We start from the raw sequence: 12,799 nt of genomic DNA, 5'->3' as shown, positions 1-12,799 counted from the left end.
AAGGGGTTACATATAAATGCACCTGAAAAAGGGGATGATTGAACGATGATGGAAAACGCATGGCTCATACCGCTTTTTCCGTTCGTCTCGTTTGTTGTGCTGCTTGTTGTGGGCAAGCAGTTAAAAGAACGAAGCGCGTATGTCGGAATGTTGTTGACGCTTCTTTCGCTCGTCTTCGCCCTCGGGACGTTGTACGAGCGCTGGACGGAGCTAACATATAAACAAGCATACACATGGTTGACAATTGGGGATGTGCATTTGACTGTCGGCTTTGAAGTGAACGCACTCAATGCGCTCATGCTCGTTGTTGTATCGCTTGTTAGCTTTCTCGTACATACGTATGCGAAAGGATATATGCACGGTGATGAGCGCTTCCCGGTATTTTATGCCTACTTAGGTTTGTTTACATTCGCGATGCTCGGGCTCGTCGTATCACCAAATTTACTGCAAACGTATATTTTTTGGGAACTTGTCGGTCTCGGCTCGTTCTTACTCATCGGATTTTATTTTTACAAAGAAGAAGCGAAAGCTGCGGCGAAAAAAGCGTTTATTATGACGCGCATCGGGGATGTTGGCTTATTGATCGGCATGATTTTATTGTTCCTTGAAGTAAAAAGTTTTGAATATGAAGCTATTTTTGCTGCGTTACAACAAGGGGATGTTTCAACGACAATCATGACGTTAAGCGCCATTCTCATTTTTATCGGTGCGATCGGGAAATCCGGTCAATTTCCGTTTCATACGTGGCTTCCAGATGCGATGGAAGGGCCGACGCCTGTCTCGGCATTAATTCATGCGGCAACGATGGTTGCTGCCGGGGTATATTTAGTTGCGACGCTGTTTCCGCTTTACGAAGCAAGTGAAGTTGCGATGACGACCGTTGCTTACGTCGGAGGATTTACCGCCATTTTTGCAGCGTCCATCGGCTTAGTGCAAACGGATATTAAACGCGTGCTTGCCTATTCGACTGTTAGCCAGCTCGGTTACATGATGTTAGCGCTCGGCTCTGCTGGGTACGTGGCAGGCGTCTTTCACTTAATGACACACGCCTTTTTTAAAGCGCTCCTTTTCTTAGCGGCAGGTAGTGTCATTCATGCGGTGCATACGCAAAACATTGAACAAATGGGCGGGTTATGGAAAAAAATGAAATGGACCGCTCCGCTCTTTTTAATCGGAACGTTAGCTATTAGCGGATTTCCGTTTTTCTCAGGCTTTTTCAGCAAAGATGAAATTTTAATTGCGGCGTGGACGCACGGGCATGTCGGTTTATTTGTTGTCGCTGTTATCGCTGCCTTTTTCACAGCGTTTTATATGTTTCGTTTATTTTTCCTCGTGTTTGCCGGAGAAGCGCGGACGGCAAATGATGGTGTACACGAATCACCGATGGTCATGGTGTTTCCGATGATCGTCCTCGGTGCGTTGGCCGTCGTTTCGGGTTACGTTCAAACACCGTGGGGAGCGTTTTTAGGCGAGTGGTTGACAGAAGGAACGAACTGGCATGCACATATGGAAGGTCCGAGTTGGATTATGATTGTAGCGACCGTTGTTTCTTTATGCGGAATTGCTCTTGCATGGCTCATATATGGTAAACGTGCCATTGCTCGCGACTGGCTATCGTCACGTTTTCCAATGACGTACAATGTGCTCATGAACAAATATTACATCGATGAGTTTTACGGATTGACAGTCATCCGTGCAACGTCATTCATTAGTTTATTGTTTGAGTATATCGACCGTTTCCTCATCGAAGGAGTGGCTCAACTATTTGCTGCAACAGCGCGCGGCATTGGACGCATCGGCTCACGTTTACAAAACGGTCAAGTACAAATGTACGGTACGGTGACGATTGTTGCTTTAGCGATTCTCGTCGTCATTTTTGCGGTGACAGGGGGGTATTTATAATGCAGCCATACTTTTTATCGCTCTTAATTTTCTCCCCGCTTTTAGGCATACTCGTTCTTTCGCTCCTTTCGAAAGAACAAGAAAAAGCGATTAAATGGCTTGGTGTTTTAGCGACGTTGCCATCGTTATGTTTATCGTTATTTGCGTTTTGGCAATATCAAAACGGCTATGATATAAGCAAATTAGCGGAAAAACGGTCATGGATTCAATTTGGCGAGTTTCCATTTTTAAAGGAAACAGATTTTACTGTCGCATATGAACTTCATGTTGACGGTTTTGCACTTGTTATGATCGTTTTGACGACCGTTTTAGCAACGCTCGCTGCGATTGCTTCGATGTCCATTCAAAAAGAATGGAAAGGATATTTTCAACTATTTTTATTGCTTGAAATTGGTATGCTCGGCGTGTTTGCCGCAAGCAACCTTGTGCTCTTTTTCATCTTTTTCGAGCTGACGCTCATTCCGATGTTTTTCCTCATCGGAAAATGGGGATATTTCGAAAAAGAAAAAGCGGCATATAGCTATTTAATTTATAACGGGCTCGGTTCAGCCGTTTTATTGATCGTCATTGCCGTCTTGTTTGCGCGCACGGGCACATCGAATATCGCTGAGCTGCACCACATATTAACGGATCCGATGGCACAAACGATTTCGCCAATTTCCGACGCGCTTCGCTACGGGTTGTTTCTTGCGCTGCTCATCGCCTTTGGGGTCAAGCTACCAATCGTGCCGCTTCATCGCTGGATGTTGCACGTGCACGTACAAGCGCCACCATCTGTCGTTATGCTACACGCAGGAGTTTTGTTAAAAATTGGTGCTTTTGGTCTTGTTCGCTTTGCGTTCGGATTATTTCCCGGGCAATTCCAACAATTTTCGACATGGCTCATCGTTTTAGGTGTCGTCAACTTGTTGTACGGTGCGTTTTTAGCACTGAGACAAACCGATTTTAAAATGGTGCTTGCTTATTCGAGCGTGTCGCATATGGGCATTGTATTAATCGGGCTCGGTTCGCTCACTGAGGCAGGAATACAAGGAGCGATTTTCCAAGCGGTGTCACACGGATTTATCGCTGCGTTTTTATTCTTCTTCGTCGGTGTCATGTACGAAAGAACGCGCACGACGACGCTCGCTCGTTTAGGTGGGGTGGCGAAAACAATGCCTTATGTATCAGGATTTATTCTTGCTGGGGCGATGGCTTCGCTCGGTTTGCCAGGAACGTCTGGGTTTATTAGCGAATTTATGGCGTTCGTTGGCGCATTTCAAGCAGAACCTTTGCTCGCTGCGATCGGTACGCTCGGCATTATTATGACAGCTGTGTATTTATTACGTGCTGTTCTCGGCATGACATTCGGGCAAACAAAGGTGACAAACGTTTCCGATTTGCGTGGCATAGAATGGGTACCAGCGATTAGTTTACTGTTGCTTATTGTCATCATCGGGGTATATCCGAACGTCTTGGCGATGCCGCTACAAACGACGATTGAAACGATGATGAACGGGTTAGGGGGTTGATGAGATGGATTTCGAAACATTACTTAGCTATGAATGGGGCGTCATGATGCCGGAATTTATTATTCTCGGCGTAGCCGTTGCGCTCTCGCTCATCGACCTATTTATGCCGGAAAACCGAAATCGGCAACTGCTTGGTTTATTCGCTTTTGTTGGCGTCGCCGTTTCATTCGTTTCATTGCTCGGTTTATGGACGAGTGATGTCACATCCATTTTAGGCGATACGTTCCGCCTCGATTCGTTTGCCAAATCGTTTAAAGCGTTATTGCTGATTGGTAGTGCGCTCGTGTTGTTGCTTTCGATTCATTATGAACCAAAAGAGCGCATCGCCTATCGTGGTGAATTTTATTACTTATTTTTAACAGCGCTTCTCGGCGCAATGATGATGGCATCAAGCGGCGATCTCATTACATTGTTTGTCGGGCTTGAGCTATTGTCGATTTCTTCTTATATTCTCGTCGCGATTCGGAAAAAACATACACTCGCAAACGAAGCGGCGTTAAAATACGTCATTACCGGAGGTATTGCAACGGCGATTACGTTGTTTGGGATGAGCTACATATTCGGCTTCACCGGATCGACAAATATAAAAGAAATTGCCGGGCAGCTTGCGAGCACGTACGATGAAAACCATCAATACATTTTATCGCTCGCCTTTTTGCTTACCTTCGTCGGGTTATCGTTTAAATTGGCATCGGCTCCGTTTCATATGTGGGCACCTGACGTATATCAAGGTGCGGCGACGCCTGTTGTTTCTTTTTTAAGCGTCGTCTCTAAAACAGCTGGATTTGTCATCGTCTTGCGTGTCATCGTTTCCGTCTTTGCGCAAACGCCAACAGGAAGCTCGGCTTCGATGCTCATGACGCTTGCGCCATATATCGCCTTTTTAGCAGGAGCAACGATGATCATCGGCAATACGATGGCGCTTCGGCAACGAAACGTTAAGCGCATGCTAGCATATTCGAGCATCGCACATGCTGGATACGTGTTAGTTGCTTTCGCAAGCTTATCGATGTTTATGTTTGAAGCGATTTGGTTTTACTTGTTTGCGTACGTATTCATGACGATCGGGGCGTTTGCGATTTTGCAAGTCGTTTCTCAACATCATGATGACGAAGACATTAGCATATTTGCTGGCTTGTATCGGCGCTCGCCGTTCATGGCGGTAGCGATGACGATCTTTTTACTATCGCTTGCAGGCATTCCTGGGACAGCGGGGTTTATCGGAAAAATGAACATTTTCCTCGGCGCATTTGTCGTTGAACCCGCTCATTACGTGCTTGCATCAATCATGGTAGTGACAACCGTCATTTCGTACGTATATTACTTTGGCATTTTCGTGCAAATGTTTTTCCGACCTGTCGAACATACGCATCGATTACAATGGCCGCCTGGTGTCATTGCTGTTGTTGTCATTTGTATCATCGGTACGGTGTTGTTAGGGGTATTTCCAAACATCGCCTACGATTGGCTTGCGCCATTTGAACATTTTAGCGATTTTCTTCAGTAAGACGTATAATGGAAGGGGTGTACCCTTCCATTTTTTTATGTGAGGAGAGATAAAGATGGAAACATTCGGACAAGAAGCGTTAATTAGTTTATTATCGCATGTATTTTTTATTACGGTGACGTGGTGGACGTTGCAAGCTGTTCGACTGGAAGTAATTTTTAAACCGAATCGCATCGTTCAAGCGCGCGTCTTTTACATTTTAATAACGATTGCGATCGGCTCGTTAGTGAGCAATTTCTTTTTAGATTATTTACGTTGGTCACGCCAATTGCCATTTTTACTTTAAGCGCGAGCGTTGTCGATTTTTTTCACGTATGTTCCCTTCCGATCTGGCAACAATAAAAGCTAAGGAGAGGAAGGGAAAAGAGATGAGAAAAAGATGGTTGGCACTCGTTATTTTTTGTTTGTTATTAAGTGGTTATCGGATGTATGATGATGAACGTGTCGAAAGAGAAATAACGAAAATAAACGACATGCTCGGCGTATTTGAAGCCCATCATATTCACCCCAAACGATGGAACGTCTACGCCAAAGAGCAAGTGCTTACAAAAGACCCTCACAACTGGATCCAACAATACGTGAGAACATGGTCCTCTTTCCATTGGACAGTTGAACCGCACAAGATGATTGGCAAACGTGAAACCTCCGCTTACGTTGAAACGATTCAACTCATCACGGTCGCTCATCATCCAGCAGTCATTATTTTATACGAAGCAACCGGTTCAACGTGGAATAAACAACTCGAACGCACGCTCGTCCGACAAACGACAAAATTATTCGTAAAACCTACATTTTTCACTTGTATTACAGGGGAATTCGATGGTAAGATGAAAGGTGTTTTGTTTGACAAGGCGGTTCGCTTGCTTGCTTCCTTTCAAGCGCAACCGATTGAATCATTACGTGAAGAGACATTTGTCTCCGTCTCAGCATATACTGAGCAGTGGAAGACATCACTTTCTGTCGGACAACAACAAATGAATCTTCAACTGGCGTTACGACAAAACGGATTGGGCGCGCGAACGACCGTTGTCATTGGCACCCCAATCATAACAGCTGAATATTAATATAGAGACTTTGGACGCGGAGGGGAATGCCTTGGAAAAAATCATCGTCCGCGGCGGGAAGCGGTTGAGCGGCACAGTGAAAGTGGAAGGTGCGAAAAACGCTGTGTTGCCTGTCATCGCCGCAACATTATTAGCGAGTGAAGGAAAAAGCGTCATTTACGATGTACCTGAACTCTCCGATGTATATACGATTAGCGAAGTGTTACGTCACTTACAAGCAGACGTGACGGTTGGCAAAAACACCATCGTCGTCGATGCATCTGGAGAGCTAAGTATTGAAGCTCCATTTGAATATGTACGAAAAATGAGAGCATCTGTATTAGTAATGGGTCCATTGCTTGCGCGCAAAGGTCGCGCACGTGTCGCACTACCGGGTGGCTGTGCGATCGGGTCAAGACCAATTGACCAACATTTAAAAGGATTTGAAGCGATGGGTGCGACGGTGAAAATCGGCAACGGTTTCATCGACGCTGAAGTGGACGGAAAATTGCGCGGGGCAAAAATTTATTTAGATTTCCCAAGTGTCGGTGCGACAGAAAACATTATGATGGCTGCCGTTTTGGCAGAAGGAACAACAATTATTGAAAACTGCGCAAAAGAACCAGAAATTGTTGATTTAGCGAACTTTTTAAATGCGATGGGCGCAAAAGTGCGCGGTGCAGGAACAGGCACGATTCGCATTGAAGGTGTTACTACATTATATGGTGCACAACATACCGTTATTCCTGATCGCATTGAAGCAGGAACATTTATGATTGCCGCTGCGATTACAGGAGGAAACGTCCTCGTACAAGGTGCGGTGCCAGAACATTTAACGTCGTTGATCGCCAAACTTGAGGAAATGGGTGTCACCATTATTGAAGAAGACAGCGGTTTGCGCGTCATTGCTCCTGACAAGCTAAAAGCGGTCGATGTAAAAACGATGCCACATCCCGGTTTTCCAACGGATATGCAGTCGCAAATGATGGCGCTGCTTATGAAAGCGGAAGGCACAAGCATGGTGACAGAAACAGTATTTGAAAACCGCTTTATGCACGTTGAAGAATTTCGTCGCATGAACGCGGATGTGAAGATTGAAGGCCGTTCGGTCATCATTAACGGTCCGTGCAGCTTGCAAGGGGCAGAAGTGGCGGCAACGGACTTGCGTGCTGCGGCAGCGCTTATTTTAGCTGGATTAGTGGCAGAAGGATATACGCGTGTAACTGAGCTGAAACATTTAGATCGCGGTTACGTTCGCTTCCATGAGAAGTTAGCTGCTTTAGGGGCGGATATTGAACGTGTACGCGAACATGTCGACACGGTAGAAAAACAAGTGACAGATATTGGATAACTTTGAGAAAACGACCGTTTGCGAAAAGCTAATGGTCGTTTTTGCATATATGCTTGTCCTCCTGCATACAGTTTAATAATGATAAAGGGGGGATGGCATTTGCGACAATGGATGATTGCGACCGTTGCGTTATTTACACTTATGTTACTTATTCCTGCATTAGTCGTTTTAGCGTTTGGGGAAAAGGAAGACACACCCCTTCCGGCCGAACCGCAGCCCGTTCAAGCGCGCGACGAACCGATCGTGGAAGTGGCAGTGTACAGAAGTAAAGAAAAAAAGGTCGAACGGCTTCCGCTTGAGCAATATGTCGTTGGCGTTGTAGCGGCAGAAATGCCAGCGGAATTTGAAATGGAAGCGTTAAAAGCTCAAGCGCTTACCGCTAGAACGTATATCGTTAAACAGCTGATGCATAACCAACCCATTCAACTGCCTGAAGGAGCGAACGTGACTGATACGGTTATGCATCAAGTGTATTATAACGACGAGCAGTTGAAGGAACGATGGGGAATCAGTTACGAATGGAAAATAAAGAAAATTAAAGAAGCGGTCGAGGCGACGCGCGGACAAATTTTAACGTACAACAATGAGCCGATTGAAGCCGCGTTTTTTTCCACAAGCAACGGCTATACGGAAAATTCAGAAGCGTATTGGCAAAACGCTTTCCCTTATTTAACGAGCGTGGAGAGCCCGTGGGATGCACAGTCGCCAAAATTTTACGAACAAGTGACGCTATCTGTGCGCGAATTTGAACAGCGGCTCGGTGTAAAATTGCCAAAAGACGGATCAGTCGGCAAAGTGCTCGCGCGCACGCCGGGAAAACGGGTCGCTCTTGTCGATATTAATGGAAAACAGCTGACCGGACGGGAAGTGCGCGAAAAGCTGCAATTAAAATCAACGGATTTTACATGGACAAGGCAAGGAAACAACATTGTCGTCACGACGAAAGGATACGGTCACGGCGTTGGGATGAGTCAATACGGGGCGAACTTTTTAGCAAAGCAAGGAAAAACGTATAAAGAAATTGTCCAATATTATTATCGCGGAGTACAAATTCACGATGTGTCACTTGTCGCTTCAAAATTTTGAAGCGGCAAATTTTTTTATTTTCTTGTGTATAAATGTTCTTCTTTCTGTTCACAATGGTTGCTGAGGTGATGAACATGAAAGAAGAAAACAAAAAAGTTTCAAAGTTGTTCCGTAAACGTTGGGTTGTTCCTTCGATTTATTTGTTAAGCGCAGCGCTCATTTTAACAGGTGTGCTTTGGTTCCAAAGCAAAACAAACGATATCGTGCAACCGCCTGTTGATGAAACAAAACCGGGCACAGCTGTAAACGAACAAGAATCTGTTCCTGTCCAACAAGCAGTTGAACAAATCGCGATGCCTGTCCTTGATCCAAACGCTGTCGAAATCGCAAAACCGTTTTACGACTTTAATGCATCAGCCGAAGAACAAGAAGCTGCTCTCGTCTCTTATAATGATGAATATTATCCGAACAAAGGTGTCGACATCGCGATGAAAAACGGCGAAAGCTTTGATGTGACCGCATCGTTAAGCGGAACGGTCGTGAAAGCAGAAAAAGACCCGCTCTTTGGTTACGTCGTTCATATTCAACACGATCGTGGCGTTGTAACGATATATCAATCATTAAAAGACGTACAAGTGAAAGCAGGCGATACAGTAAAACAAGGACAAGTGATCGCAAAGGCCGGAACAAACGAGTTTAATAAAGAAGCAGGCGTCCACGTCCATTTTGAAATTCGGAAAGATGGGCAAGCTGTCAATCCGGTCGCTTACTTCGATCAACCGCTTAGCGCATTAGAAACGAAAGAACAACAAACGGAACAACAAGAAACAAATCAAAACAAAACAGATGAACAAGAAAGCGATCCGTCAAGCACTGTTCCAGATGCTTCGATCGGAATGGCAAGAACATGAACAGATGGGCAAAATGCTCATCTGTTCGCTTTTTTATGGAATATATTTTCTCCTTCCCTAATACACTATTACAAACTTGAACAACGAGGGTGTTTGAGGTGAGATGAACGATTAATAGATGAGATTGACGATTTCGTTATGAACGAGTAAACGCCACTGCGATAAACGCCTTATACGTCTCATTTCACACTTCTCACATCCAACTTAGGGAGGGCGAGCAGTGTGCACGATTACATCAAAGAGCGTACAATCAAGATTGGCAAGTATATCGTGGAGACGAGAAAAACCGTTCGCGTCATCGCGAAAGAGTTCGGTGTATCCAAAAGCACCGTGCATAAAGACTTAACGGAACGGCTCCCGGAAATTAACCCCGAATTAGCGAATGAAGTAAAAGAAATTTTAGATTACCATAAATCCATTCGCCATTTGCGTGGAGGAGAAGCGACGAAGAAAAAGTATAAAAAAGAAACGGAGCAAGCGACGTAAATTTGTTGTTCCCCTTGTCAAAAATATTCTCTTTTTTTCGTCATCGTTGTGGTAGAATATTTTATTAGGAGAAATGGCAAGGAGGAACATACATGTTTTTAGCAAGAGATATCGGCATCGATCTCGGCACGGCGAACGTGTTGATTTATGTGAAAGGAAAAGGCATTGTATTAAACGAACCTTCTGTGGTAGCGATTGATCAACATACGAAGCGGGTGTTAGCGGTAGGGGAAGAAGCGCGGCGCATGGTCGGACGTACGCCTGGGCATATTGTTGCCATCCGTCCGTTAAAAGATGGTGTCATTGCGGATTTTGAAATTACAGAAGCGATGCTGAAACATTTTTTAAGCAAACTTAACTTAAAAGGATGGTTTGCGAAACCGCGCATTTTAATTTGTTGCCCAACAAACATTACATCGGTAGAACGGAAAGCGATTAAAGAAGCAGCAGAAAAAAGTGGCGGCAAAAAAGTGTACTTAGAAGAAGAGCCGAAAGTGGCCGCGATCGGTGCAGGAATGGATATTTTCCAACCTTCTGGAAACATGGTCATCGACATCGGTGGCGGCACGACGGACGTTGCTGTTTTATCGATGGGTGATATCGTCACATCTGCATCGATTAAAGTAGCGGGCGATAAATTTGATCAAGAAATTTTAAGTTATATTAAACGAGAATATAAACTATTAATCGGTGAGCGAACAGCGGAAGAAATTAAAATAAACATCGCTACGGTATTCCCGAACGCTCGCGATGAAGCGATGGACATTCGCGGTCGCGATTTAGTGACAGGGTTGCCACGAACGGTTACGATTCGTTCTGGCGAGATTGAAAAAGCGCTACGCGAAACGGTATATACGATCGTCCAAACGGCAAAAAGCGTCCTTGAGCGCACACCGCCGGAATTATCGGCAGACATTATCGACCGCGGCATTTTCTTGACAGGCGGCGGGGCGTTGCTTCACGGCATCGATCAACTGCTTGCGCAAGAGCTGAAAGTGCCTGTCTTTATCGCGGAAAATCCGATGGATTGCGTGGCGATCGGCACAGGTTTAATGCTTGATAACATTGACAAAGCTCCGTATCGTCAACCTGTATAGGTGCCATTGGGAAATGGTACCTATTCGCTTTTTTCCCCTTTTTCTTTTATAATGGAAGTAGTGTAAAAACGATTGGGGAGGACGTTTTATGTTTCGCGGACTATATACAGCTGCTTCAGGCATGCTTTCTCAACAGCGTCGCATTGAAATGATAACGAACAATATCGCAAACGCCAATACGCCAGGCTACAAAGCCGATCAAGCGTCATTAAGAGCTTTTCCAGATATGCTCATGCATCGTATTCAACAAATGACGATTCCGACTGAAAAAAAACCGACGTGGCGTGATCGTACATATATCGGTCCGTTATCGACAGGTGTGTACGTGCAAGAGCTTGTGCCAAACTTTACTCAAGGGGATATACGCGAAACAGGCAATAACACCGATATCGCGATCGTTGATGGGACAGGCACATCGTTTTTTATCGTACAAAATGAATCAGGCGACGTTCGTTATACGCGGAATGGTCATTTCACCATAGATGCAGACGGGTTTTTAACGACGACGGACGGCTTTTACGTGCTTGATGAAAGCGGTAACCGCATTCAAGTAGGCGATGAGCAGTTTACAGTACGTGAAGACGGCACGATCACAAAAGGCGAAGAAACGATCGCGCGCCTTGGCATCGCTTATGCGGCAAACGTTCAATCGCTTGCGAAAGAAGGAAACGGTTTATTCCGAGCAGAAGGGGAGCTTCCGCTTGCTGAGACGTATACGATTCGCCAACAATATATTGAGCGCTCGAACGTCGATTTGTCTCGCGCGATGACAGATATGCTTTCAGCTTACCGAGCGTTTGAGGCGAACCAAAAAATTTTACAAGCGTACGATAAAAGTATGGACAAAGCAGCCAACGAAATTGGTCGCTTAAAGTAGGAGGATACGTATGTTGCGCTCAATGATTACTGCCGCCAATACAATGAACCAACTACAACAACAGCTTGACGTCATTAGCCATAATATTGCAAACGTCAATACGACTGGATTTAAAAAGCGCGATGCCGTATTTGGCGAACTGCTTGCTCAACAATTTCAAAACTTGCCAAAAACAGACGAAGCACCACGCTTCACGCCTGACGGTCTTCGCCTTGGCGTCGGAGCGAAAATAGCATCGACACATATGCAAATGAAACAAGGGCTCGTTGTGAAAACAGATCGCCCGCTCGATCTCGCCTTCACAAAAGAAGGACAGTTTTTTCGCATTTTTGTCGATGGTGGGATTCAATATACGCGCGATGGTGCGTTTTACCTTAGTCCGTCCGCGAACAATCCAGATGAACTGATGCTTGTAACAGCAGATGGTTATGCGGTGCTCGATGAAAACGATGAACCGATTACCGTGCGCGAAGGGTTTAAAAATATTCAAGTCAATCAAAACGGCACGATGCAATTCATTGCGCCAAACGGAAACGTAATGCAGACGGTAAACATTGGTGTTTCATATGTGACACGTCCGCAGCTCATGCAAGCGCTCGGCGAAAACCGATTTGCTTTCCCAGCTGATGTAAGTGCGCCGAATGCGGTCGTCAATTTAGCTAACAACAACCGTACCTCGATCTCGATGCAACAATATGCCCTTGAACAATCGAACGTGGAACTACCGAAAGAAATGAGCGAACTGATGATCACTCAACGGTCATATCAGTTTAATGCTCGGGCGATTACATTATCGGATCAAATGATGGGGCTGATTAACGGTATTCGTTCATAGAGAGGGAAGAAGATGGAGGAAAAACAAAAACGTTCACTTCGTCGTCCGCGCCGTCGCCTCATTCCGATTTGGCTTCGCCTCATCATTGTGGTTGCTCTCGTGGTGCTAAGCGGGGCGATCGGGGCGATGATCGGTTACGGTGTGATCGGCGGCGGCAAGCCGTTGGACGCACTAAAACCAACAACATGGCAACATATTATCGATTTAATCGAAAAACAGTAGTGGACAGACCACTGAAAAACATGATACATTG

The 12,799-nt window shown here is 45.3% G+C and carries 13 protein-coding genes; all 13 read left to right on the top strand.

All coding sequences use genetic code 11. The features are described from left to right. Nucleotides 1-45: 45 nt before the first annotated feature. Complete coding sequence (gene nuoL, locus AFK25_RS13760; protein ID WP_035064478.1) at nt 46-1,902, top strand: NADH-quinone oxidoreductase subunit L; 1,857 nt, start codon at nt 46-48, stop codon at nt 1,900-1,902. After that, entirely contained in the window at nt 1,902-3,413 is a 1,512-nt protein-coding gene (locus AFK25_RS13755) for an NADH-quinone oxidoreductase subunit M (RefSeq protein ID WP_035064481.1), read from the top strand. The genes nuoL and AFK25_RS13755 overlap by 1 nt, the downstream gene beginning before the upstream one ends. A gap of 4 nt (nt 3,414-3,417) precedes the next feature. Next, nucleotides 3,418-4,920: an NADH-quinone oxidoreductase subunit NuoN gene (gene nuoN / locus AFK25_RS13750; protein ID WP_035064482.1), complete on the top strand. Its 1,503-nt coding sequence runs from the start codon at nt 3,418-3,420 to the stop codon at nt 4,918-4,920. Between the two features lie 55 nt (nt 4,921-4,975). Next, nucleotides 4,976-5,206, top strand: coding sequence for a DUF1146 family protein (locus AFK25_RS13745; RefSeq protein ID WP_009361907.1), 231 nt, complete (start codon nt 4,976-4,978; stop codon nt 5,204-5,206). 82 nt (nt 5,207-5,288) lie between these two features. After that, complete coding sequence (locus AFK25_RS13740; RefSeq protein ID WP_009361906.1) at nt 5,289-5,984, top strand: YwmB family TATA-box binding protein; 696 nt, start codon at nt 5,289-5,291, stop codon at nt 5,982-5,984. A gap of 31 nt (nt 5,985-6,015) precedes the next feature. Beyond that, nucleotides 6,016-7,314 carry a UDP-N-acetylglucosamine 1-carboxyvinyltransferase gene (gene murA, locus AFK25_RS13735; RefSeq protein WP_035064485.1) on the top strand — a complete coding sequence of 433 codons (1,299 nt, stop codon included), beginning with the start codon at nt 6,016-6,018 and terminating at the stop codon, nt 7,312-7,314. 78 nt (nt 7,315-7,392) lie between these two features. Next, a complete protein-coding gene (gene spoIID / locus AFK25_RS13730) occupies nt 7,393-8,400 on the top strand; it encodes a stage II sporulation protein D (RefSeq protein WP_035064500.1) in 1,008 nt (335 codons plus the stop codon). A 74-nt stretch (nt 8,401-8,474) separates the two neighbouring features. Next, nucleotides 8,475-9,251, top strand: coding sequence for a stage II sporulation protein SpoIIQ (locus tag AFK25_RS13725; protein WP_033383645.1), 777 nt, complete (start codon nt 8,475-8,477; stop codon nt 9,249-9,251). 222 nt (nt 9,252-9,473) lie between these two features. Next, nucleotides 9,474-9,737, top strand: a complete 264-nt coding sequence (gene spoIIID, locus AFK25_RS13720; protein ID WP_003396966.1) for a sporulation transcriptional regulator SpoIIID — start codon at nt 9,474-9,476, stop codon at nt 9,735-9,737. Nucleotides 9,738-9,829: 92 nt separating this feature from the next. Continuing rightward, nucleotides 9,830-10,834 (top strand): rod shape-determining protein, encoded by a 1,005-nt coding sequence (gene mreB, locus AFK25_RS13715; RefSeq protein ID WP_019418618.1) that lies wholly within the window; start codon nt 9,830-9,832, stop codon nt 10,832-10,834. Between the two features lie 88 nt (nt 10,835-10,922). Next, nucleotides 10,923-11,711 (top strand): flagellar basal-body rod protein FlgF, encoded by a 789-nt coding sequence (flgF, locus tag AFK25_RS13710; RefSeq protein WP_019418617.1) that lies wholly within the window; start codon nt 10,923-10,925, stop codon nt 11,709-11,711. 10 nt (nt 11,712-11,721) lie between these two features. After that, a complete protein-coding gene (locus AFK25_RS13705; RefSeq protein WP_019418616.1) occupies nt 11,722-12,546 on the top strand; it encodes a flagellar hook-basal body protein in 825 nt (274 codons plus the stop codon). Between the two features lie 12 nt (nt 12,547-12,558). After that, nucleotides 12,559-12,768: a DNA-directed RNA polymerase subunit beta gene (locus AFK25_RS13700; protein WP_019418615.1), complete on the top strand. Its 210-nt coding sequence runs from the start codon at nt 12,559-12,561 to the stop codon at nt 12,766-12,768. Nucleotides 12,769-12,799: the final 31 nt, after the last annotated feature.

The sequence above is a fragment of the Anoxybacillus gonensis genome (assembly GCF_001187595.1).
Taxonomy (GTDB): domain Bacteria; phylum Bacillota; class Bacilli; order Bacillales; family Anoxybacillaceae; genus Anoxybacillus; species Anoxybacillus gonensis.
The sequence above is the reverse complement of the archived record's forward strand: the minus strand, read 5'-3'. Positions and strand labels throughout refer to the sequence as shown.

What these genes read in the sequence shown, in the direction of transcription:
- nuoL (WP_035064478.1), top strand. Translation starts at nt 46, where the DNA reads ATGATGGAAAACGCATGGCTCATACCGCTTTTTCCGTTCGTCTCGTTT.
- AFK25_RS13755 (WP_035064481.1), top strand. Translation starts at nt 1,902, where the DNA reads ATGCAGCCATACTTTTTATCGCTCTTAATTTTCTCCCCGCTTTTAGGC.
- nuoN (WP_035064482.1), top strand. Translation starts at nt 3,418, where the DNA reads ATGGATTTCGAAACATTACTTAGCTATGAATGGGGCGTCATGATGCCG.
- AFK25_RS13745 (WP_009361907.1), top strand. Translation starts at nt 4,976, where the DNA reads ATGGAAACATTCGGACAAGAAGCGTTAATTAGTTTATTATCGCATGTA.
- AFK25_RS13740 (WP_009361906.1), top strand. Translation starts at nt 5,289, where the DNA reads ATGAGAAAAAGATGGTTGGCACTCGTTATTTTTTGTTTGTTATTAAGT.
- spoIID (WP_035064500.1), top strand. Translation starts at nt 7,393, where the DNA reads ATGATAAAGGGGGGATGGCATTTGCGACAATGGATGATTGCGACCGTT.
- AFK25_RS13725 (WP_033383645.1), top strand. Translation starts at nt 8,475, where the DNA reads ATGAAAGAAGAAAACAAAAAAGTTTCAAAGTTGTTCCGTAAACGTTGG.
- mreB (WP_019418618.1), top strand. Translation starts at nt 9,830, where the DNA reads ATGTTTTTAGCAAGAGATATCGGCATCGATCTCGGCACGGCGAACGTG.
- flgF (WP_019418617.1), top strand. Translation starts at nt 10,923, where the DNA reads ATGTTTCGCGGACTATATACAGCTGCTTCAGGCATGCTTTCTCAACAG.
- AFK25_RS13705 (WP_019418616.1), top strand. Translation starts at nt 11,722, where the DNA reads ATGTTGCGCTCAATGATTACTGCCGCCAATACAATGAACCAACTACAA.
- AFK25_RS13700 (WP_019418615.1), top strand. Translation starts at nt 12,559, where the DNA reads ATGGAGGAAAAACAAAAACGTTCACTTCGTCGTCCGCGCCGTCGCCTC.